Here is a 25646-nt window from a genome sequence, read left to right as displayed (position 1 = left end):
CCCCCCCCCCCCCCCCCGCCGCAGCGAGTCGCAAAGGCTCGGCGGCGTGGAAGCGCCCCCTCACCCGACCGACCTCGCTTCGCGACGCCGGTCGACCTCTCCCCGCACGCGGGGAGAGGTGAAGTCCGCGCGAGCCGACGCGGCTCAGCATGTGAAGTTTTGCCAGTGCAAGACGTTGGCGACCGCATCAGCATTCCTTCGGGTCGACCAGACCCTTGCTGCGCTCGACGATCTCGTAATTGCCGTTCTTGGCAACCGCCGTGTACATGTTCATTTTGCAGTGGCGCTTGCCCGGCACCATTTCGGCGGGGCCGCCCGGACCTTCGGCGATCTTGGCGTGGTCGAGCGCCGCGGCGACGCCGTCACGGTCGATCTTGCCGGCTTCCTTCACCGCCGCTTCCCACAATTTCAGGCCGCGATAGGTGCCGGTGGCAGCGCTGCCCGCGGCGAACAGGAAGGTGCCGGGGAATTCCTTGTCGTACTCGGCCTGGATCTTGGCGCTGACCGGATCGGTCTTGGCCACCGCCTTGAAATAATCGAGGCAGCTCGCAAGCCCTTCGATCTCGTTCGGCTGATTGATGCCGAGCGTGTTCTCGTCGTAATACACGCAGGACAGCCGGCCGCCGTTCTTGAGAAAGCCGGCCTCGTAGAGCTGCTTGAAGAACGGACCGACGCCGGGCGGGATCACGGTGTTGAACACCACGTCGACCTTGTTGGCGATGATGCGGTTGACGGTCGACGAGAAGTCGATCTGATCGAGCGGGTAATACTCCTCCAGCACGACCTCGCCGCCATTGGCCTCGATCACCTTGCGGGCATAAACGTTGAGGGTGTGCGGCCAGACGTAATTGGCGCTCGGCAGCGCGAACTTCTTGCCGCCGTTCTTGATCAGCCACGGAATGAACTCGTCACATTGCTGCGCCGGGGTCGGGCCGGTGCAGAACAGATACGGCGTGCATTCCTTGCCTTCGTAGAGCTGCGGATAGATGTACAGCGTCTTGCCGCGGGCGACGATGACGTCCTTGATGGCGTTGCGCATCGACGAAGTGACGCCACCGAGCACGACATCGACCTTGTCGCGCTGGATCAGCTTGCGGACGTTGCCGACCGCGACGGCCTCGTTCGACGCGGTGTCCTCGATGTGCAGTTCCAGCGGGCGGCCGAGCAGACCGCCGGCATCGTTGATCTGCTTCACCACCATCTTGGCGACGTTGGCGTCGGCGTTGCCGGCGTAGCCGATCGGGCCGGTGAGATCGGTCGCGATGCCGACCTTGATCGGGCCGGCCGCCGCGTTCGCCCAGTCCGCGGGGATCACCCAGCTTCCGACTCCGGTGGCGATCGCGGTCGAGGCGAAGGCGAAGTTGGACAGAAAGCGGCGGCGATTGAGCTGAAGATCGGAGTCGCTGGACATCAGGCTAGATCCCTTTTCCCGAAACGAGGCCCTGCGGCCGGAATTTGATGAAGACGATCGCGATCACGAACACGAGGACGTCGGCGATCACCGGCTGGATCACCCAGGGAAGTGCCGCCGACAGCGTGCCGATGATGCCTGCACCGGCGACCGGACCGGCGAACGAACCGACGCCGCCGACCATCACGGCGATGAAGCCCTGGATCAAGAAGCGCAGCCCGAGATCGGCGAACAGCGAGAACACCGGCACGATCAGCGCACCGGCGAGACCGGCGAGCGCCGCACCGAACGCGAAGGTGGCGCCGTAGATCGCGTTGGTGGAGATGCCGGACGCGCGCGCCAGCGCCGGGTTCTCCAGCGACGCCCGCACCCGTAGGCCGAACGAGGTGCGCGACAGCAAGAGATAGCTGCCGACCATCACCAGCGCAGTGATCACGATGATCACCAGCCGCCAGGTCGACAGATGGACATCACCGATGGTGATCGAACCGCCGACCGGCTCCGGCACCGAAATATAGAGCCCACCGATCAGGCCGCGGACGATCTCGCGGATGATCAGACCGAGCGCGTAGGTGCCGAGCATCGCCACGATCGGTGCGGCGTAGAATCGCCGCACGATCAGTCGTTCGAGCACCAGGCCGAACGCACCGACCAGGAACGGCGCCGCGACCATGCCGGTCCACACCGGCAGGCCGGCGGTGTGGGCCAGATAGGTGATGTAGGCGCCGAGCAGGACGAACTCGCCCTGCGCGAAGTTGAAGATGCCCATCATGCTGGCGATGATCCCGAGCCCCAGCACCACCAGCACGACGATGGAACCGAAGCTCAGGATTTCGAACAAAGCAGCGAACAGGTTTTCCATTCGGACCTTACCGGCTGACGGACATCGCGCCTGGGCTACATCTTCTTCCAGTCGCCCGACTGCTCGAAGGCGTGGGCGGCGCGGTAGATCGTCGGCTCGTCGAAGTGCTTGCCGACCAGCATCAGCCCGATCGGCAGGCCATCGACCATGCCGCACGGGATCGACATCGCCGGATGGTGGGTGATGTCGAACGGCGCGGTGTTGCTGATCATCTCGAAGGCGCGGCCGATCACCTCCTCGCGCGGCGCATTCGGCGCCGGCAGCGGCGTCGCCTTCATCGGCGTGGTCGGCATCAGCAGCAGGTCGAAGTTCGCCAGCGCGGCGTCGTAGGCCGCGGCGATCCGGCGCGAGATGTTGAGAGCCTTGCCGTAATAGCGCGGCCCGAAGGTGTTGTTGATGTAGGTGCCGAGCAGCAGCATCATCTTGGTGGTTTCGGACAGCGAGTCCGCCTGGCCGCGCCAACCGCGATGCGCCTTCATCAACGTGGTCGAGTACAGATCCGGGCGACTGAGGCCGTAGCCGTCGCCGAACATCATGGTCTGGGTCATGCCTTCGGTGCCGATCGGCATCCACACCGCGCCGGCGAGATTGTGCGCCGGGATCGAGATCTCCTCGACGGTGGCACCGAGGCTCGCCAGCTTCTTGGCGGCTTCGCGGACACTTTCGTTGACCGCAGGTTCGGCGCCGGGCTGTTCGAAGCCTTCGCGGACGATGCCGATCTTCATGCCCTTGACGCCCTGGCCGAGCGCCTTGGTATACTCGTGCACCTTGGGCGCACGGATCCGCGGATCGTAACCGTCGTCGCCGGCGATGACTTCGAGCAGCAGCGCATTGTCTTCGACGTTCGCGGTCATCGGACCGGTGTGATCGACATAGATCTCGATCGGCATGATGCCGGTGTAGGGCACCAGCCCCCAGGTCGGCTTCATGCCGTAGGTGCCGCTGAACGACGACGGCATCCGGATCGAGCCGCCCTGGTCGCCGCCCATCGCCATATCGGCTTCACCGAGCGCGACCACCACGGCGCTGCCCGACGACGAGCCGCCGGCCGAGTAGCCCATCTTGTGCGGATTGTGCACCGGACCATTGGAGCCGGTGTGGCTGCCGCCGGACATGCAGAAATGCTCACAATGGGTTTTGCCGAGAATCTCGCCGCCGGCATCGAGAATGCGGGTGACGACAGTGGCGTCGAAATCCGGCACGTAGCCTTCGAGAGTCGAAGAGCCGTTCATCATCGGCACGCCGGCCAGCATGATGTTGTCCTTCAGCGCGATGGTCTTGCCCTTGAGCTTCCCCGACGCCGCGCCCTTCACGCTCGACTTGCGATACCAGGCGTTGCGCGGGTTGTCTTCCGCGCCGGGCGTGTAGCCGGGCGTGCGCGGATACTTCACCAGCGGCACTTCGTCGGGCAGCGCTGCGACCACGTTGTAGGCGTCGATCGACGGCTGCATCAACCCACGGAACGAGACGATATCGTCGTCGGTGAGCGACAAGCCGCACTGATCGGCGACTTCGAGAATCTGCGTGGGGGTGGGAAGCGAAACGGCCAAGTTGTTTCTCCTGCGCGTAAATGGCGACCCGGGGAGGGACGCCGGCGGCGGCTTGCAGCAGCGCCGCCGCGTCACGGCGTTAATACACAAGGAAATATTTTCCTTTTCAAGTATTATTTTGCGACGAGCCGATACTGACGAACTGGTTCGATTCAGAACGTGCGGAGCAGCTTGAAATCCAGGCCGTCGGCTTCGGCGAGATGCATCGTCATCCGGGCGCGGCCGTCCCGGATCGTCACCTCGCCGCGGCCGCCCTGATACACCACGTTTCGCGCCGCCTGCAGCAGCGGACGGGCCGCCAACGTCTGCGCTTTCTCGGCAATCGTCGCCAGAAACCGCAAGCCCTCGTAGTTCGATTGCCCAACCGAGCCGATCGGCGGCGCGGTCGGCCCGAACATCCGCCGATAGGAATCGCGGAACGCGTCGTTGGCGGCGCTGTCGTGGCAGCCGAAATAGCCCGAGGCGCAGAACAGATTCTCGGTGTTGTCGGCGCCGATCCCGAGCAGCACGGTCTCGTCCATCGCGCCGGCGAGCCGCAGGATGTGGCGAGAAAGCCCCGCTTCGGCAAAGGCGCGATTGAAGGTGACGCTGTCGTTGCCGATCAGTGAGATCAGCACCACGTCGGGCTGGGCGGCCCGGATCCGGTCGAGATGGCGTTCGTGATCGTCCTCGCCGAGCGGCACGAACTCCTCGCCGACCACCTTGCCGCCGGCGTCCTTGATGTATTTCTTGACCGCACGGTGCGACAGCCACGGCCAGACGTAGTCGCTGCCGATCAGATACCAGCGCTGCGCTCTCTTCTCCCGCGCCAGCCAGTCGATCGCCGGCCGGCTCTGCCAGCGCGGGGTTTCGCCGATCGCCATCACCCCGGGGGTCCGCTCGCCGCCTTCATAGACCGGCGTGTAGATGTACGGCACCCGGCCGCGAATGGCTTTGCGCAAGGCGACTCGCACGGCGCTGATATGCGAGCCCATCACGATATCGACGTCGTCGTAATCCACCGCCAGCGAGACACGATGGACGACGTCCTCGATCGGGCCGCCGGCATCGCTGAACACCAGCTCGATCTCGCGGCCGAGGATGCCGCCACGTTTGTTGATCTCGGCCGCTGCGAGCAGCGCCGCATTGGTCGATGCCGGGCCCCACAGCCCAGGCGAGCCCTGGAAGGTGACAAAATTCGCAACGCGAAGCTTGTTGCGCGCGCGGCGCGACGCCGCTCCGCCGCCGTCCCCCGGCCCTTCCACCCAACGCGCGTCGGCAAGTGCGCCGCGCTCGAGAAAGCCGAGCGGCGGCATGCCATAGGCGCCACTGTATCCGAGCCCACTATGTCCGAGATCGACAGCCGAAAGCACGCCCTCTCCTGCCTGGTGCGGGTGATCCCGCCGAAGTCCCCTCCCCGGGTTCGACGATTGATGCTATTCGAAAATATTGAATCTTCAAGGATTGCTGTGCATATAGATGCAGCAAACTGCGCATCCGATTCACTCAAACGGAACGATAAAGTCTCATCGTGGCCAAATCGCCCAGTCGCAATCCGCCGATCACGGAACATCTCGCCTACCTGCTGGCGCAGGCCAATCGTGAGATCAACCGCCAGCTCGAAGCGCGACTGCGCGGCGAAGGGGTGCCGGTGGAACAGTGGCGCATCCTCAAGGTGCTGTCCGACGGCAAGGGCCATTCGATGGGCGAGCTCGCCGAGGCGGTGCTGCTCAATCATCCGACGCTGACCAAGATCATCGACCGGATGGTTTCGGATTCGCTGGTGTACCGGGTTCAGGATCCGGAGGACCGCCGCAAGGTGCTGATGCACAGCTCCGACCGCGGCAAGGCGCTGACCCAGCGGCTGAACGCACTTGCGTTGAGCCAGGAGGCGCATATCGCCGAGAACTACGGCGACAAAGCCACCGCCGAGCTGAAGCGTCTGCTGGAAAGCCTGATCGACAGCGCGACCTGAGCGACATTCCAGCATTCCGCGTGCTGCGGCCGCGAACAGCGCTTGCGCCTGCAGCGACACGCCGCAAGATGCGGCGGTCGTAACGTCTATCCTGCACCGCCGAACTGGCCTAGATCAGCGGACGATGCGCTGTGCCAAACGGCCGCCCATTCGAGTGAGGAAACATGCAGTATCGATCGCCCTGGATGACCGAGGAGCTGGACACGTTCCGTGACCAGTTTCGTAAATTCCTCGCCAAGGACCTCGCCCCGCACAGCGACACCTGGCGCAAGCAGAAGATGGTCGATCGTTCGGCCTGGCTGAAGCTCGGCGAAATGGGCGCGCTGCTGCCCAGCGTTCCAGAAGAGTACGGCGGGCTCGGCGCCAGCTTCGCCTACGACGCGGCGGTCTATGAGGACATGGAGACCATCGTTCCGGACGCGCTGAGCGGCGTCACCGTGTCGAGCGGCATCGTCGCGCACTACATCCTCAACTACGGCTCGGAAGAGCAGAAGCGGCGCTGGCTGCCCGGCATGGCACGCGGCGAACTGATCGGCGCGATCGCGATGACCGAACCCGGCACCGGCTCCGACCTGCAGAGCGTGCGCACCACCGCCAAGCTCGACGGCGACGACTACGTCATCAACGGCCAGAAGACCTTCATCACCAACGGTCAGAATTGCGACCTGATCATCGTCGTCGCCCGCACCGGTGGCGCCGGCGCCAAGGGGCTGTCGCTGATCGTGCTGGAGACCAAGGACAACCCAGGCTTCAAGCGCGGCCGCAACCTCGACAAGATCGGCCTGCACGCCTCCGACACCTCCGAGCTGTTCTTCGAGAACGCCCGCACGCCGAAACAGAACCTGCTCGGCGGCGAGGAAGGCAAGGGCTTCGTGCAGCTGATGCAGCAGCTGCCGCAGGAGCGGCTGATCATCGCGATCGGCGCGGTCGCGGCGATGGAGCGCGCCGTGGCGCTGACCTCGGACTACACCAAGGAGCGCAAGGCGTTCGGCCAGTCGATCATCGAATTCCAGAACACCGCCTTCACCCTTGCCGAACGCAAGACCGAAGCCTTCATCGCACGGGTGTTCGTCGATTTCTGTCTGGTGCAGCTCATCGCCGGCAATCTCGACGCCGTCACCGCCTCGATGGCGAAATGGTGGACCACACAGAAGCAGGTCGAGACCGTCGACGAGTGCCTGCAACTGCACGGCGGCTACGGCTACATGCAGGAGTATCCGATCGGCCGGATGTTCATCGATTCGCGGATCCAGAAGATCTACGGCGGCACCAACGAGGTGATGAAGCTGCTGATCGCCCGCTCGCTGTAACTCGGCTTGCCAGCGCCTCCGATGCTGCCCCGCGCACGGAGTACGGAGCCGCCGACGGCAGCGTTCATTCGCCGCCGTCGGAGACTTCGCGCTTGAGCCGACGCGGATCCTGCGGCTGGCCGTCCCAGGGCACCGGGCGCTCCAGCCAGCGCTGAATGAAATTCCACGACCGGCGATAGCCGTTGTGCGGCAGGGTGCAGTCCGAGCAATCCTTGCGCGTCAGTCCGTTGCGGTCGACGAAGGTCTTGTACGGCCCCGGGCACTGATAAGCGCTCAGCGGGCAATAACAGAACAGGCAGTTGAACTCCCGCTCGACGCCGCTGTGGCACGGCAGGAACGGGCAGGCCTCGTTGGTGAAGCCCTTGAAGGCCTCGTTGGTAGTGGTGTCTTTCGGCTCCATGACCGTTCCTCGCGTCGCAGCATGGGAACGCCGGCTCGATCGCGGCGGCGCTGTGGTTGGTTCACATTTGAAGGGTGATAAGCGCAAGGCAGCGTGGAGCGTCGCATGACACTTCAGATCACCGCCGGCGCACGGCCCTGCCCGCTAAGAGAATCCGGTCATCGCTGCTCCGCTCTCGACCCGCCGTCGATCGGTTAGGTGCTGTTCGTCTCCGGCCGGTCTCCTGGCTCACGGATGTCGCCTGGACCGCCTTCCCGATGCCGATGGCAGCAGTGGCTGATTGATCCGGACAGATCCGCTTACAGTTGCGGGGGCAGCTACGGATTTGGTGAAAGTCACCGCACCGTATTCCCAGTTTCACCTCGCAAGCGAGGCACCGAAGACGGCAAAACCAGAGCATGCGGCAGCACCGCGTGCAAGCAAAAAGCCGCGGCGGAGAAGCGTCCGCGCTAGCCCGGCACGCGATTGACGTAAGCGATGCGCCACGCGGCAGAGCCCAGCCGCTCGATCAGCGTCAACGACAGTGGGTCGATCACGAAACTCAGCGCCGCTTCGGGCGAAGCTCCGAGCGCGATCGCCAGCACGGCGCGGATGGTGCCAGAATGCACGACCAGAACGGAGTCGCCGCCAGGGAGCCGTGCAAGCCCCTGCCGAACCCGCACGATCTGATCCACAAAACTCTCGCCGCCCGGCGGTGCCAGCCGAGCCGCATCCAGCCAGAACGCGTCGTAAGCGGGACCGAGTTCGCGCGCCAGATCGTCGTGGCGACGCCCGGTCCACGTCCCGAAATCCTGCTCGCGGAAATCCGGCTCGAGCTGCGCCTCGACGCCGAGCGCCGCCGCGGTCTCGCGGGTGCGCCGGCTCGGGCTGGCGACCGCGGCCGCACCGGACGGCAACATGTCGCGTAGCCAGCGCAGCCTTGCCGTATCGCCGAGATCCACCGCCGCGTCCGGCGCGTGGATCACACCTTTTGGGCCATCCACCGGCGCATGTCGCACCAGCCACAGCCGGCCGAGGTCAATCATCGGAATTCCTCGCAAAGCAGCGGACAGCATGCCGCCAAGACCGTCCCGATACGACAGAGCATGGCTGAGACCAGGTAGGCAAGAAGCCGCGCCATCTCGGCGCGCGCGGCGTATTGCAACTTGTTCCGCCATGCAGCGTTAAGACGCATCCCGTATCAGATGATACGCTCCAAAAAGGAGATCCGATGAAGGACGTCCACCGCGTCTTGATCGATAAGTTGCGGGAGCATTCCCGCCTATCGGCCGAGGACCTGACCGCGATTCGGAACCTGAGCTACAGCTTGCGCCAACTCGATAGCACCGAAGATCTCGTCCAGCAGGGCGAATCGCCAAAAGGCGCTGCGCTGGTCGTCGAGGGCATGGTCGGTCGGTATCATTTGCTGCACAACGGCCGTCGTCAGTTTCTCTCGTTTCACATGGTCGGCGATCTACCTGACTCGCAGGGGATGTTTCTCGAACGGATGGATCATTCGATCTGCGCGATCGGACCGGCGACCACCGCCACAATCCCGCATCGTGAGATCCTGCGGATGTTCGAGGCTCGTCCCGGCCTCGGCACCGCGATCTGGCGCGAGACCCTGGTCGATGCGGCGATCTTCCGCGAAGCGATCACCAACAACAGCGCGCGGACGATGCGAGCCCGAATGGCGCACCTGTTCTGCGAGCTGTTCTACCGCGCCGAGGTCTCGAAGCTGACGGACGGCAATTCAATGCAGCTCCCGATCAGTCTCGCCCAGCTCGGTGATACGCTCGGGATGGCGATCGCGACTGTCAACCGGACGATCTCGATGCTGCGGGCCTCCAAGACAATGGACTTCCGCTACGGCGTTCTGACTATCCGCAACTGGCAAGGGTTGGCAAAGATCGGCGAGTTCGATCCCAGCTATCTGCATCTCAAGCGCCCGCCGCCGCGCTGAAGAGCGGCCGGCTTTTCGCCGATCACCCAGTGCAATCAGGCAACGGCCGCGTCGTCGGGCTCCGGATAGACGCCGCGCAGCACGATATCGAAGTGCTCCTTCACCGCTTCATTGCAGCGGCACGCCCGCAACCGCAGCTTGTCGGGATCGTTCACGATCAACGCGCCGCGGCGGGTTGTGAGGATACCTTCCTGGCGAAACACCTGCAGCACGCGGCTGGTGTAGCTGCGCCCGACACCCAGCATCGCCGCGAGTTGGTCGTGGGTGAGCGGCACCAGATTTTCGCCGGTGCGGTCCATTGCCGCGGCGATCCATTTCGCACTGCGCTGCTCGATCGAATGAATCGCGTTGCACGCGGTCGCTTGGAACATCTGCGCCATCAGGCAGTCTGCATAGCGCGCGAACATGTTCTTGAAGCTCAGCGAGCGATCTTTGGCGGACTGGACGTTGACGATCGGCACGCGGACAAACGGACCTTCGAACTTGACGACGATCAGGCAATACGCCGGCAGGAAACCGGAACTGACGATTCCGCCGACCGCCCCTTCACGGCCGACCAGCACGGTCTCGACATTGCGACCGTCGCCATCCGTCACTTCGTATGACACCAGACTGGGACCGCAGGGAAAGTAGGCACTGCCGACGTGATCGCCCGGCCGATACAGCAGCTCTTCTGCCGCCTTGGTCTCGTACCTCAAATGTGGACGGATCAGCTCGTAATCTTGCGCGCTGAGAGCTCGCAACAAGTTGTTGTTCGGTCGCTCCGGAGAATGCAGCATTGACTGTTCCTATGTCCACTAGTGAACGGAACAATCAATGCGGGATCGCTAAGTTGGTTCCAGCGTCCAGGCGAGGCACGTGGCACGTGCCTCAGGCTCAGGCCCTGCGGACGGCTGGTTCCTCGGCTCACCGCACAGGCAGATCGATTTGGCTCTTGGCGTTGTAATACCTTCTAATACCCCACTATTTAGTCCTTCGCCCCGGAAACGCCGGGAGCGAAGTCACGCGCGCTGTGCTCCGTCCCAACGCGGTCCGCACCATGCCGAATGATGTGGATCTCTCCTCGTGCGATCGCGAGCCGATCCACATTCCCGGCCGGATTCAGCCGCACGGCTGCCTGTTGGCGTGCGACGCCCAGGCCGTTCGCATCACCCGAACCTCGCAGAACGCCGGCGCGATTTTGGGCCGCGAAACGCCACGCGTCGACGAGCGGCTCGCTGATTATTTCAACGAGGCGGACGCGCACACGCTGCGCAACGCGCTGGCGCAGGCGTCCGATCCGAGGCGACCGGCATTGATCTTCGGCTGGCGCGACAGCGCGACCGGTCGCTGCTTCGATGTCTCGCTGCATCAGCACGACGGCATGTCGATCATCGAGTTCGAGCCAGCCGCCGCCGACGAGGCGGACAACCCGCTTCGGCTGACGCGACAGATCATCGCTCGAACCAAGGAACTGAAGTCACTCGACGAGATGGCGGCGCGGGTGCCGCGCTATCTGCAAGCGATGCTCGGCTATCACCGGGTGATGATGTATCGGTTCGCCGTCGACGGATCGGGCAAGGTGATCGGCGAAGCCAAACGAAGCGACCTCGAGAGTTTTCTTGGTCAGCACTTTCCGGCGTCCGACATTCCGCAGCAGGCCCGGCAGCTCTACCTAAAGAACGCGATCCGCGTGATCACGGATTCGAGCGGCGCCGGGAGCCTCATCGTTCCCGAACGCGACGCCTCCGGCGCAGCGCTCGACCTGTCGTTCGCGCATCTACGCAGCGTCTCGCCGATCCATCTCGAGTATCTGCGCAACATGGGCGTCAAGGCCTCAATGTCGCTGTCGATCATCATCGACGGCGCGTTGTGGGGACTGATCGCCTGCCATCACTACGAGCCGCGCACCGTACCGATGGCGCAGCGCGTTGCCGCCGAGATGTTCGCCGACTTCTTCTCGCTGCATTTCACGGCCACGCATCATCAACGGCGTTTCCAGACCTCGCTGCGGACCCGAAAGACGCTCGACGGCCTCACCAGCAAGATGTCGTTCGATGCATCGGTGGACGACTTTCTTCGCGACAACCTCGAGCAAATCGCCAGATTGATCCCGAGTGACGGCGTCGGACTGTGGATCAACGGTGTCTGGACCTCGCACGGTTTGGCGCCGCCACAGACCGCACTGCCGGCGATTGTGCATTTCCTTGCCGACCGCGACAGTGGCGAGATCATCGCCACCCATGCGCTTTCCGATCGCATTGCAGCTGCGGCCGACTACGCCCAGACCGCCGCCGGGATGCTGGCAATTCCGCTGTCCCAGACCGGCAGCGACTACCTCATGTTCTTCCGCAAGGAGCAGGTGCAGACGCTGGATTGGGCGGGCGATCCGAACAAGACTTACGAAACCGGACCGTTCGGAGACCGGCTGACGCCGCGCAAGAGCTTCGCGATCTGGAAAGAGCAAGTCGAAAGACAATCGATCCCATGGAGCACCGACGATCGCGACACCGCCGCGACCGTACAGGTCGGGCTGCGCGAGGTACTGCTACGTCAAAGCGAGATCCTGTCGGCAGAGCGCAAGAAGGCCGAGGTGCGGCAGCGGGTACTGAACGAGGAATTGAACCACCGCGTCAAGAACATCCTGGCGCTGATCAAATCGCTGGTGAACCAGCCGGTCGACCATGAACGCTCCCTCGAAGAATTCGCCATCGCCCTGCGCGGCCGGATCATGGCGTTGTCGTTCGCACACGATCAGGTGGTGCGCTCGGACGGCGGCGGCGTGCTGCCCGATCTGATCCGCGCCGAACTGTCGCCCTATCCGGCAGCGCAGATCACGCTCGACGGCCCTGATGTCGGACTCGATGCTCGTGCCTATTCGGTGCTTGCCCTGGTGCTGCACGAGCTGGCGACCAACGCGGCGAAGTACGGTGCCCTGTCTCGATCGTCGGGACGCCTGAAGATCACCTGGACGATTCGCGACGATGGACGCTGCGAGATCGAATGGATGGAGAGCGGTGGTCCGCCGGTTCGTCCGCCGACCCGGCAGGGATTTGGCACGGTGCTGCTGAGCCGCAGCATCCCGTTCGATCTCAGCGGATCGAGTGAAGTCGACTATAGGCCGGGCGGCGTCGTGGCGAAGTTGTGCATTCCCAGCCAGTTCGTCGCAGCGATGCCCCAGCGCCAGGCGAGCCCGCCCGGCAGCGACCGACCGGCCGCGACCGACCAGTTGAACATCGCTTCGGCGACGATCCTGCTGGTCGAGGACCAGTTGGTGATCGCACTCGACGCCGAAGACATGCTCGGCGCGATGGGGGCAAAGTCGGTGATCTCGGTGGCGTCGGCAGATGAAGCCTTGCTCACCATCGCACGGACACCGCCGACGCTGGCTATCCTCGATGTCAATCTCGGCGCCGGCAGCTCGCTGCCGATCGCCGATGAACTGACGCGTCTCGGCATTCCCTTCATCTTTGCCACCGGCTATGGCGACACCGCGATGATCCCGGGGCGTTTGCGCGACCTGCCGATCGTGCGCAAACCCTATTCGATCGAGTCGCTTCGGGCAGCGCTCGCGGTGGTCCTCAATGGCGGCGGCTGAATGATTCCAGCCAATCAGCCGATACCGACACCGAGCAGCCGATCGGCCAATTCGCGATCAGCCCTGAACTCGGCCGCCCGGCCGCGCCAGACGATACGGCCGCGCTCGACCACCAGCACGTCGTCGGCGAAATCGAGTGCACGTTCGATCTGCTGTTCGACCAGCACCACCGTCATCTCGCCGGACTGTGCCAGCTTGACGATTGTCTCCATCAGCTGATCGCAGATCACCGGAGCGAGGCCCTCGAGCGGCTCGTCGAGCAAGAGCACGCTCGGCTTGCCGAGCAGCGTGCGCGCCAGCGACAGCATCTGCTGCTCGCCGCCCGAGAGCTGCATGCCGCCATGGTTGCGCCGCTCGGCGAGCCGCGGGAACATCGCGTAGACCGACTCGAGCTCAGACCGCGGCCGACCCTTGAGCCCGGTGAACAGGTTTTCCTCAACGGTGAGCGAGCGGAACACGTCGCGGGTCTGCGGCACGTAGCCGAGTCCCGCGGCGGCGCGGGCGAAGGTCTTCAGCCCGGTGACGTCGCGCTCGCCGATGCGAACCGCGCCGCCTTTGTGGGTGGTCAGGCCCATCAGCGTCGCCAGCAGCGTGGTCTTGCCGACGCCGTTGCGGCCGAGCACGGTCAGCCGTCCGCCGGCCGGCACCGAAAAGCCGATGTCGCTCAGAATGCTGACCGAGCCGTAGCCGGCACTGAGACCTTCGACCTCAAGAAGCGCGGCGGGCATCGGCGTAGTTTCCCAGATAGGCCGCACGCACGGCGTCGTTTTCCTTCACCTCGGCGGGGGTGCCTTCGAAGATCAGCGCGCCGTTCGCCAGCACCAGCACGCGCCTCGCAAATTTGAACACTAGATCCATGTCGTGTTCGATCATCAGGATCGCGATTTCCGGCGACATCCGCCCGATCGCTTCGAGAATCCGCGGCGACTCGTCGTGCGGCACGCCGGCAGCGGGCTCGTCGAGCACCAGCACCCGCGGCTTCATGGCGAGACCGATCGCCAGATCGAGCAGCCGCTGCTGGCCATAAGCCAGCTTGGTCACCGGCGTCGCCGCCAGATGGCCGATGCCGAGCAGACTGAGCACGCTCTGCCACTCGTCGCGCACGTCGGCTTTGTCCATCACCGACGAGAACATCCGCTTGGTCAGGCCGCGGCGCTGCATCACCGCGAGCGCGACGTTCTCGGCCACCGTGAGACTGGTGAACAGCCGCGTCACCTGGAAGGTACGTACCAATCCGCCGCGGACGCGCTCCGGGATCGACGCGCTGGTGACGTCCTCGCCGGCCAGCAGGATGCGGCCGTCGGACGGCGCCAGGTCTCCAGATAGCTGATTGACCAGCGTGGTCTTGCCGGCGCCGTTCGGCCCGATCAACGCGACGCGGTCGCCGCTCGACAGCGTGAACGAGACGTCGTCGGTGACGCGCAGGCCGCCGAACGATTTCGACAGGTGCTGGACTTCGAGCAAGGTGGTCATCGCGCCGCCCTCGCCTGCCTGAAATCGCCGATCCGCCGGGTCACCTCGTTGACCAGCCCCTTGGGGAAGAACAGCACCACCACGATCAGCAGCACACCGACCAGGATCATCCAGTGGAATGGGCTGGCGGCCGAGACGTAGTGGTGGAACAGCTCGAACAGGATGGCGCCGACCAAAGCGCCCCACAGATTGCCGGCGCCGCCGAGGATCAGCATGATCAGCGCTTCCGCCGAACGTTCGAAGCCGACGCTGTCGAGCCCGACCACACCAGTGTTGATCGCGGTGAGCCCGCCGCCGAGGCCGGCGACCGCGCCGGCGACGCAATACATCACCACCAGCCGCGGATACACCGAGACGCCGATCATCCGGGTCCGCAGCGTGTCGTCCTTGATCGCCCGGCACATCAGCGCGAACGGCGAACGCGCGAACCGCAGCAGCGCCACCATCGTGATCAGCAGCACGATCACCGAGAACACGTAACCGGTGCGGCCGAACATGTCGAAATTGAAGATCCCCAACACCGGCCCCGGCGAGATGCCGGCAAGGCCGTCGCTGCCGCCGGTGATCGACGACAATTTGTTGGCGAGCGCGGCGACGAGCTGGCCGAACGCGATCGACAGAACCAGTTGTGGCAGGCCGCGGAAGCGCGTCACCAGGAGCCCGGATACGAGCCCGGTCGCGGTGCCGGCGATCGCGCCGACCAGCAGCATCAGGATCGGATCGGTGACACCGGCGAGACAGAAATTCCCGGCCGCATAGGCACCGACGCCGAACAGCGCCGCGTGCCCGAGCGTAGCGACACCGCAATAGCCGGTGACGAGATCGAGCGAGATCACCAGGAAGGCGAGCCCGATCACGCGGATCAGAAAGGCGAGATCGTCGGGATAGACGAACCAGCCAACCGCGCCGAGCACGGCGATCACCATGGCGGCGATCAGATCGTTGCGGAAACCAGCCCATGCGGACGGCGCGGCGGTGACGGACAAGGTCGCCATCGTCAGTGCGCCTTTCCGAACAGGCCGTGGGGGAAGATGTAGACGATCACGATCACCGCGACATAGAAGAAGAACTCGCCGTATTCCGGCGCCAGATACTTGCCCGTGGTATCGGCGAGACCGAGCAGCAGCGACGCTGCCATCGCACCCGTGACCGAGCCGGCCCCGCCGACCGAGACCACGACCAGGAACGTCACCATGTAGCGCAGCGCGTAGAACGGCTCGACCGGCAGTAGCTCGGCGCCGACTACGCCGCCGAATGCCGCGAGCCCGACCGCAAGCGCGAAGGTCACCGAATAGACAATCTGGGTACGGATACCGAGCGCCTCGGCCATGTCGCCATTGTCCACCGCGGCGCGTAGCCGGACGCCAAATTCCGTTTTCTCGATCAGCAGCCAGAGCGCCACCGCGGTGACGACGCCGCAGCCGATCACGAACAGCCGGTGCGCCGGGATCATGCGGTATCCGAGATCGAACGGCCCCTTCAGCATCTCCGGCAGCGGAATCGGCTTTGACGTTGGCCCGAAGATGTAGTTCGCCACGCCGACGATGAAGAAAGTGATGCCGATCGTCAGCAGGATCTGGGTCAGTTCGTCGGAGCGACGATAGATCCGGCGATACAGCAGAAACTCGAACGGCACAGATATCACGACCGCGCCGATCACCGCGATCAGGATCGCGATCGGATACGACACGCCGAGCGAGGTCAGCGCAAACGAGGCGAAGTAGCCGCCAATCATCGCAAATGCGCCGTGTGCGAGATTGACCACCCGCATCAGGCCCATCATGATCGACAAACCGATCGAGATCGTGAACAGCACCATGCCGTAGGCGAGAGCGTCCGGCAGGATTCCGAGAATCGTCCGCATCACAGAGCCGCCCAAGCGGACGTCGCCGATCTGGTTCGATTCAATTCAGCCTCCACAACCTCACTCCCGACTCCACTGGGCGCGACAACCGTCGAATTTTGACGCGCCTTCCTCGCGCGGATCGCGATCCGCTTAACTGGAAGACGCTATAGTCGAGCAGGGCCCTCCACGCCAAGTCACGAACGAAGGCGCGAAGGGCCCAAAGTTTCGGCTTACTGCTTAACCAGTCCCCAGTCCGGCTGATCCTTGAAGGTCTCGATCTCCTTGTTGATCAGCTTGCCGTCCTGCTTCACCACTTCGCGCAGATAGACGTTCTGGGTGATGTGGCGAGTGGTCGGATCGATCGACACCGGGCCGCGCGGGCTGGTCCACTTCATGCCCTTGACCGCCGCGATCGCCTTCTCGGGATCCTGCTTGCCGCCGGTCGCCTCGATCATCTTGTAGATCAGGCGGGCGCCGTCATAGGCGGCGACCGACGTCATTGTGACGTCGCTGAGCTTGGCGCCGCCCTTTTCGAGCTGAGCCAGAAACGCCTTGTTCTCGGGCGAGTCGTGCGACACCGCATAGTGATAGGTCGACAGGATGCCGATGCCGGCATCGCCGATGTTCGGCAGATCGGGCTCGGTGACGACGTCGCCGGTCGACATCAGCTTGACACCCCCTGCCTTCAGGCCGTTGTCGATATAGGCCTTGACGAAACCGAGCGTCGGCGGACCGGCGGGCAGGAAGGTGAAGATCATGTCGGCGCCCGAATCCTTGATGCGCTGCATGATCGGACCGAAATCGGTCGTGGCGAGCGGCATCCGCACCGCCTCGACGACCTTGCCGCCTTCGGCTTCGAAGGTCTTCTTGAACGCGGTTTCGGCATCGATACCCGGACCGTAATCGCTGACCGCGATCGCGACCTTGGTGGCGCCCTTCTGCTTGGCGACCTTGGCGGCCGGCACCGTGTTCTGGAACATCGTAAACGAGGTGCGGACGATGTACGGGCTCTTCTCGGTGATCGACGAAGTGGCCGCGTTCATGACCACCATCGGCACCTTGGCTTCCTGCAGCAGCGGCGCCACCGCCATCGCGTTCGGCGTGAAATACAGGCCGGCGATGTACTGCACCTTCTCCTTGACGATCAGCTCCTGCGCCAGCGCCTTGGATTGCGCCGGGTTCGGCGAGACCTCATCGCGATAGACGAACTCGACGGTGTGGCCGCCGACCTTGTTGCCGTGCTCGGCGACCCAGGCGTCGATGCCCATTTTATAGTTCTGGCCGAACAGCGCATACGGCCCCGACATGGTGCCGATCACGCCGACCTTGATGGTATCGGCCTGCGCCGCACCGACACTGAACGAAATCGCCGCGGCTGCGCACAGCCACCCGAGTGCTTTCACCATCCGTCTCCCTCTCCTCTGCCTGATCCGGTTATTTTGCGTTCGGTTCGATGCTCAGAACATTTCGAAATATTCGCGCTGCTCCCATTCCGTCACTTCGGCCTGGAAACGCTCGATCTCGGCATTCTTGATGAAGGTATAATAGTCGACGAACTCGTCGCCCAGCGCGGTGCGGAAGAACGGATCGTCGCGCAGCGCGAAGATCGCCTCGCGCAGCGATTTCGGCAGCAGATCCGCCTTGGTCTCGTAGGGGGTATCCGCGGAGGGGCCGGGATCGAGCTTGCGATCGACGCCGTCGAGGCCGGACAGGATCTGCGACGACATATACAGATACGGATTGGCGGCCGGCTCGCCGACGCGGTTCTCGATCCGGGTCGCCTTGTCGCCCGGCCCGCCCAACACGCGCAACATCACGCCGCGATTGTCCCGGCCCCAGATCGCCCGATCCGGCGCCAGCGAGTAGGAGCGATAACGCTTGTAGCCGTTGATGGTCGGCGTGGTGAACACGGTCGCGGCGCGGGCGTGGGTCATCAGGCCGGCCAGATAGTGCCTGCCGAAATCCGACAGCACATCGCTATCCGACATGAAGGCATTGCCGCCGCCGTCGCGCGCCACCAGCGACTGGTGCAGATGCCAGCCCGACGACACCACGTTGGGAATCCGCGGCCGGCACATGAAGGTGGCGTGATAACCGTGCCGGCGGCAGATCTGCTTCACCGCGGCGCGGAACAGCACCATCAGGTCGGCCGGCAGCAGCCCCACCGTCGGCTGGAACGTGAACTCGCACTGGCTCGGGCCGAACTCGACCTCGATCGAACGCAGCGGCAGGCCGAGCGCGACGACGTCGCGGCGGATCAGTTCAAGCACCGGCTCCATCTGATCGTAGCGCTGCTCGGTGAGATACTGATAGCCGTGCGACAAGAGACTCACGCTCGGCGGTTCGCCGGGCTGGCCGGCATGCTCCGGCCGCATCTTGGAGTCTTCGACCTTGAAGACGTGAAACTCGACCTCGAGCCCCGCCTTGTAGTCGTAGCCGCGGTCGGCGAGCTTCTGCAGCACCGAGCGATAGATGCCGCGGGTCGCGAACTGCACCGGGCGGCCGTCCGCGAAATACAGATCGCACAGCACCCAGCCGGTGGTCGGCGCCCACGGCAATACGCGGAACGTCGTCGGGTCCGGCAGCATGACGACGTCGGCGCCGCCCTGCATCTCCGACATGCCGAAGCCGCCGCCGGCTTGGAACACTGGAAACACCGTCTTGTGCGAGGTGTCCTTGGCCAGCATCGTGGTGGTGATGGTGGCGCCGCTGTCGAGGCAGTTCAGCGCTTCGGACGCCACCAACGTCTTGCCGCGCAGGATGCCGTGCTGATCGGGGAACGAGAACCGGATGGTCTCGAGCCCCTGCTCCTCGGCGATGCGGCGGACCCGCGCCGCCGCATCGATCTGCTCCTCGGACCACAGCCCGTGCCGGGCCGCCAGGCTGTCGCCCGTTGCGTATCGCTGGTGCACGTTCATTCTGCGGCCGTCAGATGCGGGACCTTGGCGGCGATCTCGGACGGCACCGGCGCGGCCCATGGCGCACCGCGGCGCCGCTTGACGTCGACCTCCATCCAATAGGTTTCCCAGCCGCGGCTCGGGCCGATGCCGTCCATCGTCGCCGGCCCCTGGATCGCGCGCGCAGCGGCCTCGTCGAGGGCGAGCAACGGCCTGGCGCCGGAGGCGGCCTTTTCGATTTCCTGGCGCAGCAGCCGGCGATACTGGATGATCGCCTTGTCGCTCTGGCCGAGATGCTCGCGGGTGCGATCCTGGATCGCGCCCATCGACTCAACCGCCCACTGGTCGTGGACGTTGATGTCGAGCCCCATGCCGGTGTAAGTCGCGGTCGCCTGCTCGTGCGGATCGAAACCGTAATCGTTGGTCTTGTTCTTGCGCGACTTGTAGTCCGGCAGCTCGTACAGCTCGAGGCGCTGATCGCGCATCTTCACCTTGTCGACCGGCGCAGCGTAGCTGGTGAAAATCGCGTACCAGTAGCAGTGGGTGTCGTCGACTGGGACGTGCCACTGCGTGATCGTCATCTCGGTGCTCATCGGGATGACGAAGCCGTGCGGAAACAGCTGATTGGTGACGCGGACGTGGGTGCGTTCGTCGTCGATCTCGCGCAGCGCGATCAGCCGCAGACCGTATTCGGTGTGCTCGACATTGATGATCGGGCGATCATATTCGCGCAGCACCTTGGTCATCGGCAGATCGCTGCCCGCCGAGGCGCCGCGGAATTGCTTGCCGTAGGCCTGCGAGGTGTCCTCATCCTCGAAGAAGCGGTGCAGGAACGAGGCGTGCGCCGGGTCGATGCCGACCTCCAGCGCCTGCAGCCAGTTGCATTCCATCAGCCCCTTGAACGCGAACACATGGGTGTCGGGGGCGATGAAGCAATCGATCTCCGGAAATGCCGGCGGCTCGCCCGCGCCGAGATAGGCCCACAGGATGCCGCCCTTGGCGACCACCGGAAACGCGCGCTGCTTGATGTTCTTGCACAGCGGCGAGCCGGCCGGCTCGGCGGGGGTGTCGATGCAGTTGCCGTCGACGTCGAACAGCCAACCATGAAAGGCGCAGCGCAGGCCGCCGCCTTCAAGACGGCCGAACGCCAGATCGGCGCCACGATGCGGGCAGTCGCGATCAATCAGGCCGTAGCGGCCCTGCTCGTCCTTGAACAGCACGAAGTCTTCGCCGAGCAGACGCACCGGCCGGATCGGCCGCTCGCCTTCCAGCTCGTCGACCAGCGCGGCCGGCTGCCAGTAGGCGCGCATCAGCTTGCCGCAAGGCGTCCCCGGCCCGACCCGGGTGATCAGATCATTCTGTTCCTGGCTCATCATGGCGTTGGCCTCCTTCGCGCAGCCTCCGCCGGCTGCCTTCTTGTGAGCGCAGAAGCGATCGCGGTCGGCGGGCGCAGCAGCTTGCGGGTGCCATAGCCGCTGACATTGATCCTGACCATCATTCGCCCTGCACAGCAAAACGTTCGATAGACGAACATTCGTTCGTTTAGAATGAAACTGCCTCTAAAGAGCAAATCGTGCAAGAGCAAATTCTCCGCGGTTGCTGCCTACGAGGATGGCACCCGCTGACTGCTTCGACGAACTTGTGTTCGCATAACGAACAATCGTATAGCTCAGCGCCCATAGGTCGCGGAGACTTGCTATAGGGCTCGCCCGCAACCCCACACTAAAGTACCGCTTATGCCCAAGCTGAAACGCCCCGCCGCCAAGGATGCCCCGACCGAGAGCGCCGAGTTCATCGAGAGCCTGTCGCGCGGCCTGCGGGTAATCGAGGCGTTCGGCGCCGAGAAGCGGCCGATGACGCTGAGCGATGTCGCCAAAGCGTGCGATCTGCCGCGAGCGACCGCGCGGCGCATCCTGCTGACATTGCAGAGTGCCGGCTACGTCAGCAGCGACGACCGGCTGTTCGCATTGACGCCGCGCGTCCTTGGCCTCGCGTCGGCGTATCTGGCGTCGAACCAGATCAGCGCGGTGCTGCAGCCGCTGATGGATCGGGTGTCGGCCGGCGCCAAGGAAGTCTGCTCGCTCGCCATTCTCGACGGCGACGATGCGGTGTTCGTGGCGCGCGCCAGTCCGGCGCGGGTGTTCTCGGCCGGGATCGATCTCGGCTATCGGCTGCCGCTGTTCTGCACTTCGGTCGGCCGCGTGCTGCTCAGCCGGCTCGACAACAACGAGCTGACCGCGACCATCAACGGCATGACGCTGACCAAGCAGACCGAAGACACCATCGTCGACAAACAGACGGTGATTGCCACCATCATCGCCGATCGGACCAAAGGCTACTCGCTGGTCGACCGCGAAGCCGAGCCCGGCTTCCGCTCGGTCGCGGTGCCGATCCGCCGCTACGACGGCACCATCGTCGCCGCCGCCAATATCGGCGCCCATGTCGACCGCATCACCACCGGCGAGATGATCGACCGTTTCCTGCCACTGCTCAAAGCGATGGCCGAAGAGGCGACGCCGCTGATGATGTGAGTTCGTCCGCCGCCCGCGACCTCATTCTCCGGTCGGCCGTGTCCTGCGCTCGGAAATCGCCCGCCGCAACACCCGCGACAGCGCCTCCACCGAATACGGTTTCTGAATCAGCTCGAAGCCCTGATGCGCATTCTCGGCCAGAACGCTGCTGTAGCCGCTGGTCAGCACCACCGGCAGCCCGGGATAACGCTCGCGCACGATCGTTGCTAGTTCGACGCCGTTCTTGCCGGGCATGATCACATCGGAGAACACCAGGTCGAACGCGAACTCGTCTTCGGCCAAGGCGGCCAGCGCTTCGTCGGCGGTCTTCGTCCATTTGATGGTGTATCCGAGGTCCTGCAGCAGTTCGGTCGAAAACTTCCCGACCTCGACATTGTCCTCTACCACCAGGATGCGATGACCAAGACCGCCGGCCGGATCGGTGCGCGACAGCTTCGCGGCTACAATCTGCTCCGGAGCCTGCGCCTGCGGCAGATAGACGGTGAACGTCGCGCCCTCGCCTAGCGTGCTGTGCACGCTGATCTCGCCGCCAGACTGCTTGGCAAAGCCGAACGCCTGACTGAGGCCGAGACCTGTGCCGCGACCGACTTCTTTGGTGGTGAAGAACGGCTCGAAGATCACGTCGAGATTACTCGGCGCGATGCCGCTGCCGCTGTCGGTGACCGAAACCGCCACGAACGCACCCGGCCGCGCCGGCTGCGACCGCACCGGAGGGATTTCATCGACGCGGTGGAGCGCGATCGACAGCCGCCCCTCGCCGTTCATCGCGTCGCGGCCATTGACCGCAAGATTGACCAAAGCGGTTTCGAACTGCCCGATATCCGCGATCGCGTAGTTCGGCCCCGATCCGGTGTCGACGTCGATCTCGACCCGGCTGCCGACCAGCGGGCGGATCAGATTGGCGATGCTCTGGACCTGGGCGGCAACATCGAACACCACCGGCGACAGCGGCTGCCGCCGGGCGAACGCCAGGAGTTGGCCGGTCAGCTTCGAGGCGCGGTCGGCCGTATCCGAGATCGCATCGACATAGCGACGGCGGCGCTCCTCCGGCAGATCGCGCCGGCGCAGGAAATCCACAGCCGAGCGGATGATCGTGAGCAGGTTGTTGAAATCGTGCGCGACGCCGCCGGTGAGTTGTCCGACCGCCTCCATCTTCTGCGCCTGCCGCAGCGCCTCCTCGTTGCGGCGGCGCTCGGTGGAGTCGATGCCTTCCGCCAGCACGGCCATGATGCCGCCCTGTGCGTCCGACACGGGGCGCAGCGAGAAATCGATGTGGCGCGACCCGGCAGAGAGCGGCAGCTCCAAATCGACACGGGCGGTCTCTCCCGCGCACGCCGAGCGGAACGCGCGTTCGATCGCCTCGGATGCTCCGGACGCGGAGGCGAACCACGGCGTCTTCCAGAACAGCGCACCGAGCACTTGGGCCGGCTCAGCCGCGATGCCCGCCAGTGCTGTGCCGTTGACGTAGAGCAGCCGGCCCTTGAGATCGAGCAGACCCTGATACTGATTGGTGGTCTCCAGGATCGCGCGTAGCTGCGACTCGCTGGAATGCAACTGTGCGGTGCGCTGCGCGATCAGCCGCTCCAGGGTGTCGTTGACATTGCGCAGGTCGATCTCGGCCTGTTTGGCGGAGGTGATGTCGTGAGCCACGCCGATGAAGCCGACGTGACGGCCGGTCGGGTCCCATCGCGGTTGCGACTCCGACCTGATCCACCGCCATTGCCCGTCAGCGCGGCGGTAGCGGCCTTCGAGCGCAAACGGCTGCAGCGAGGCTTCGCCCGCAATGCTGTTGCGCACCACTTCGGCGACATCGTCGGGATGGATGATGCTGCGCCAGTCGAACTGCAGCGCGTCCTCGTAGGGCAGCCCGATGAAATCGCAATACGCACGGTTGGCGAAGCTGCGGGTGCGATCGAGCCGCGTCACCCAGATCGGCACCGGCGCGCTGTCGGCAATCAGCTTGAAGCGCTGCTCGCTTTCGCGCAGCATCTCGCGGGCGATCGCGCGGTCGGTGATGTCGATATGCGCGCCGACCATCCGCACCGCACGCCCCGATGCATCGCGCTCGATCCGCCCTTCCGCCGCGATCCAGCGCACCTCGCCGTCGTTCGGGCGGATGATCCGATATTCGGCCGAATAGCGATCGGAGGATCCCTTGATGAGATCGAGAAACTGCCGCTCGGCGCGTTCGCGGTCCTCCGGGTGAAGCCGGCTGACCCAATCTTCGTGGGTTTCGTTCACAGCATCCGGCGGCAGGCCGTGGATGGCCAGATACTCCGGCGACCGATGATTGCGGAACCCGGCGCTCAGATCCACCACCACACCGCCGACCTTGGCGATGCGCTGAACCTCCGCCAGCTCTCTTTCCCGATCGATGAGCGCCTGTTCCGACGCCGACAACCTGTCGTTCACCTTCGCCTCTGCTGAGCCTGATGGTCCGAGCCTAGCCCAAACGCCCGGTTGGCGTCGACGCCGATCGGGGCAACGGCAACATACGATCGTACCTGTAACGCCAATCGACTCGCCAGATTGATCAAACAACCGTCGCACGCTGCACATTGTTTGTGCGGCGCAATACTTCCAAACGCCGGTGAGTTGAGGCAACAATCTCAGTCAGAGTTGGCGGCTAGGGTTCCGGTCTGTGCGCAGATGCTGGTCCGAGAGCTGCCCCCCGAAGGGAGAAATCCTTCGGACGCACGGCGGGACAAAAGCCCGGGAGACCTCGTAAGCCGAGGAATTGGCAAACGATGGTCCACGTCAATTCCTCATCGCGACCAGATTCTGAGGAATGATCCGATGCGGAAAACACGTTTCCTATGTTCTCTGATCCTCGCCGGCTCGATCGTCGCCCTGAGCGTCGCCGGAGCCTCTGCCGCCCCCAAGAAGGACTTCAAGGTCGCTTGGTCGATCTATGTCGGCTGGATGCCGTGGGGCTATGCCGCCGATACCGGCATCGTGAAGAAATGGGCGGACAAATACGGCATCACCATCGAGGTGAAGCAGTTCAACGATTACGTCGAGTCGATCAACCAATACACCGCCGGCTCCTATGACGCGGTGACGATCACCAACATGGATGCGCTGTCGATCCCCGCCGCCGGCGGCGTCGACACCACCGCGGTGATCGTCGGCGACTTCTCCAACGGCAACGACGCAGTGATCCTGAAGGACAAAAAGGACTTCGTCGCGATCAAGGGCCAGAAGGTCAATCTGGTCGAATTCTCGGTGTCGCACTATCTGCTCGCCCGCGCGCTCGAATCCAACAAGCTGAGTGAGAAGGACGTCAAGGTGGTCAACACCTCCGACGCCGACCTCGCCGCCGCCTACAAGACGGCCGACGTCACCGCGGTGGTGACCTGGAATCCGATCGTCTCCGAAATCCTCGCCTCGCCCGACGCCCACAAGGTGTTCGACTCCTCGCAGATCCCCGGCGAGATCATGGATCTGATGGTCGCCAACACCGCCGTGGTGAAGGACAATCCGAACTTCGCCAAGGCGCTGGTCGGCATCTGGTACGAGACCATGGCGAAGATGACGGCGGACGGCGCCGACGCCAAGGCCGCCAAGGAAGCGATGGCGAAGGCCTCCGGCACCGATCTGGCCGGCTTCGAGAGCCAGCTTGCCTCGACCAAGCTGTTCAGCAAGGCCGCGGACGCCGAAACCTTCACCAAGAGCGCGGCGATCGGCAACACCATGGACCGCGTCCGCAAGTTCCTGTTCGAGAAGGATCTGCTCGGCAAGGGCGCGAAATCGGCCGACGCCGTCGGCATCGAGCTCGCCGACAAGAGCGTGCTTGGTGACAAGTCCAACGTGAAGCTGCGGTTCGACCCGAGCTTCATGGACATGGCCGCGGCCGGCAAGCTGTAAGCGATCACCTCACAAGCCAAGCCGGA

At 64.4% G+C, this 25646-nt stretch carries 21 protein-coding genes and 2 riboswitches; of the genes, 6 read left to right on the top strand and 15 right to left on the bottom strand.

Annotated elements, in window-relative coordinates:
* Window positions 1–187: 187 nt before the first annotated feature.
* From DNX69_RS20825 to DNX69_RS20810, 4 genes are all read right to left on the bottom strand, one after another.
* Window positions 188–1411: a substrate-binding protein gene (locus DNX69_RS20825; RefSeq protein WP_110787910.1), complete on the bottom strand. Its 1224-nt coding sequence runs from the start codon at window positions 1409–1411 to the stop codon at window positions 188–190.
* Window positions 1412–1415: 4 nt separating this feature from the next.
* Window positions 1416–2273 (bottom strand): branched-chain amino acid ABC transporter permease, encoded by an 858-nt coding sequence (locus DNX69_RS20820; protein WP_110787909.1) that lies wholly within the window; start codon window positions 2271–2273, stop codon window positions 1416–1418.
* A 35-nt stretch (window positions 2274–2308) separates the two neighbouring features.
* On the bottom strand, window positions 2309–3823 hold the full coding sequence (locus DNX69_RS20815) for an amidase (RefSeq protein WP_110787908.1): 1515 nt from the start codon (window positions 3821–3823) through the stop codon (window positions 2309–2311).
* A 152-nt stretch (window positions 3824–3975) separates the two neighbouring features.
* A complete protein-coding gene (locus DNX69_RS20810; protein ID WP_234827035.1) occupies window positions 3976–5175 on the bottom strand; it encodes a substrate-binding domain-containing protein in 1200 nt (399 codons plus the stop codon).
* A 158-nt stretch (window positions 5176–5333) separates the two neighbouring features.
* On the opposite strand from DNX69_RS20810, the gene DNX69_RS20805 reads away from it, so the two are divergent.
* Both DNX69_RS20805 and DNX69_RS20800 read left to right on the top strand, forming a co-directional pair.
* On the top strand, window positions 5334–5777 hold the full coding sequence (locus DNX69_RS20805; protein ID WP_110787906.1) for a MarR family winged helix-turn-helix transcriptional regulator: 444 nt from the start codon (window positions 5334–5336) through the stop codon (window positions 5775–5777).
* A 164-nt stretch (window positions 5778–5941) separates the two neighbouring features.
* The gene (locus DNX69_RS20800) at window positions 5942–7087 is read left to right on the top strand and encodes an acyl-CoA dehydrogenase family protein (RefSeq protein ID WP_110787905.1); all 1146 of its coding nucleotides are present in this window, start codon (window positions 5942–5944) and stop codon (window positions 7085–7087) included.
* A gap of 64 nt (window positions 7088–7151) precedes the next feature.
* Here the strand turns inward: DNX69_RS20800 and DNX69_RS20795 are convergent, their stop codons facing one another.
* Together DNX69_RS20795 and DNX69_RS20790 are read right to left on the bottom strand one after the other, a co-directional pair.
* Window positions 7152–7487, bottom strand: a complete 336-nt coding sequence (locus DNX69_RS20795; protein WP_110787904.1) for a cysteine-rich small domain-containing protein — start codon at window positions 7485–7487, stop codon at window positions 7152–7154.
* 196 nt (window positions 7488–7683) lie between these two features.
* Window positions 7684–7883: riboswitch (cobalamin riboswitch) on the bottom strand.
* A 53-nt stretch (window positions 7884–7936) separates the two neighbouring features.
* Complete coding sequence (locus DNX69_RS20790) at window positions 7937–8512, bottom strand: histidine phosphatase family protein (protein WP_110787903.1); 576 nt, start codon at window positions 8510–8512, stop codon at window positions 7937–7939.
* 185 nt (window positions 8513–8697) lie between these two features.
* Here DNX69_RS20790 and DNX69_RS20785 point away from each other — a divergent pair, with 185 nt between their 5' ends.
* On the top strand, window positions 8698–9429 hold the full coding sequence (locus DNX69_RS20785) for a Crp/Fnr family transcriptional regulator (protein WP_110787902.1): 732 nt from the start codon (window positions 8698–8700) through the stop codon (window positions 9427–9429).
* Between the two features lie 35 nt (window positions 9430–9464).
* On the opposite strand, the gene DNX69_RS20780 is transcribed toward DNX69_RS20785, so the two are convergent.
* Window positions 9465–10208, bottom strand: a complete 744-nt coding sequence (locus DNX69_RS20780; RefSeq protein WP_110787901.1) for a Crp/Fnr family transcriptional regulator — start codon at window positions 10206–10208, stop codon at window positions 9465–9467.
* A 260-nt stretch (window positions 10209–10468) separates the two neighbouring features.
* Here DNX69_RS20780 and DNX69_RS20775 point away from each other — a divergent pair, with 260 nt between their 5' ends.
* Window positions 10469–13006 carry an HWE histidine kinase domain-containing protein gene (locus DNX69_RS20775; protein WP_110788198.1) on the top strand — a complete coding sequence of 846 codons (2538 nt, stop codon included), beginning with the start codon at window positions 10469–10471 and terminating at the stop codon, window positions 13004–13006.
* Between the two features lie 14 nt (window positions 13007–13020).
* Here the strand turns inward: DNX69_RS20775 and DNX69_RS20770 are convergent, their stop codons facing one another.
* From DNX69_RS20770 to DNX69_RS20740, 7 genes are all read right to left on the bottom strand, one after another.
* Window positions 13021–13734, bottom strand: a complete 714-nt coding sequence (locus DNX69_RS20770; protein WP_110787900.1) for an ABC transporter ATP-binding protein — start codon at window positions 13732–13734, stop codon at window positions 13021–13023.
* A complete protein-coding gene (locus DNX69_RS20765; protein ID WP_110787899.1) occupies window positions 13715–14479 on the bottom strand; it encodes an ABC transporter ATP-binding protein in 765 nt (254 codons plus the stop codon). Before DNX69_RS20765 ends, DNX69_RS20770 begins: the two co-directional genes overlap by 20 nt.
* Entirely contained in the window at window positions 14476–15474 is a 999-nt protein-coding gene (locus DNX69_RS20760) for a branched-chain amino acid ABC transporter permease (protein WP_110787898.1), read from the bottom strand. Before DNX69_RS20760 ends, DNX69_RS20765 begins: the two co-directional genes overlap by 4 nt.
* Window positions 15475–15476: 2 nt before the next feature.
* Entirely contained in the window at window positions 15477–16343 is an 867-nt protein-coding gene (locus tag DNX69_RS20755) for a branched-chain amino acid ABC transporter permease (RefSeq protein ID WP_110787897.1), read from the bottom strand.
* Between the two features lie 212 nt (window positions 16344–16555).
* A complete protein-coding gene (locus tag DNX69_RS20750) occupies window positions 16556–17731 on the bottom strand; it encodes an ABC transporter substrate-binding protein (protein ID WP_110787896.1) in 1176 nt (391 codons plus the stop codon).
* Window positions 17732–17782: 51 nt separating this feature from the next.
* Window positions 17783–19243, bottom strand: coding sequence for a glutamine synthetase family protein (locus DNX69_RS20745; RefSeq protein WP_110787895.1), 1461 nt, complete (start codon window positions 19241–19243; stop codon window positions 17783–17785).
* Window positions 19240–20598, bottom strand: coding sequence for an aromatic ring-hydroxylating dioxygenase subunit alpha (locus DNX69_RS20740; protein WP_110787894.1), 1359 nt, complete (start codon window positions 20596–20598; stop codon window positions 19240–19242). Before DNX69_RS20740 ends, DNX69_RS20745 begins: the two co-directional genes overlap by 4 nt.
* A 360-nt stretch (window positions 20599–20958) precedes the next feature.
* On the opposite strand from DNX69_RS20740, the gene DNX69_RS20735 reads away from it, so the two are divergent.
* Window positions 20959–21753, top strand: a complete 795-nt coding sequence (locus DNX69_RS20735; protein ID WP_110787893.1) for an IclR family transcriptional regulator — start codon at window positions 20959–20961, stop codon at window positions 21751–21753.
* A 21-nt stretch (window positions 21754–21774) separates the two neighbouring features.
* On the opposite strand, the gene DNX69_RS20730 is transcribed toward DNX69_RS20735, so the two are convergent.
* On the bottom strand, window positions 21775–24165 hold the full coding sequence (locus DNX69_RS20730) for a PAS domain-containing protein (protein WP_110787892.1): 2391 nt from the start codon (window positions 24163–24165) through the stop codon (window positions 21775–21777).
* Window positions 24166–24368: 203 nt separating this feature from the next.
* Window positions 24369–24474: riboswitch (guanidine-I (ykkC/yxkD leader) on the top strand.
* 75 nt (window positions 24475–24549) lie between these two features.
* Here DNX69_RS20730 and DNX69_RS20725 point away from each other — a divergent pair.
* Window positions 24550–25620 carry a putative urea ABC transporter substrate-binding protein gene (locus DNX69_RS20725; protein ID WP_110787891.1) on the top strand — a complete coding sequence of 357 codons (1071 nt, stop codon included), beginning with the start codon at window positions 24550–24552 and terminating at the stop codon, window positions 25618–25620.
* Window positions 25621–25646: the final 26 nt, after the last annotated feature.

Source organism: Rhodopseudomonas palustris (assembly GCF_003226555.1).
In the GTDB taxonomy this organism is placed as follows: Bacteria; Pseudomonadota; Alphaproteobacteria; order Rhizobiales; family Xanthobacteraceae; genus Rhodopseudomonas; species Rhodopseudomonas palustris_I.
The sequence above is the reverse complement of the archived record's forward strand: the minus strand, read 5'-3'. Positions and strand labels throughout refer to the sequence as shown.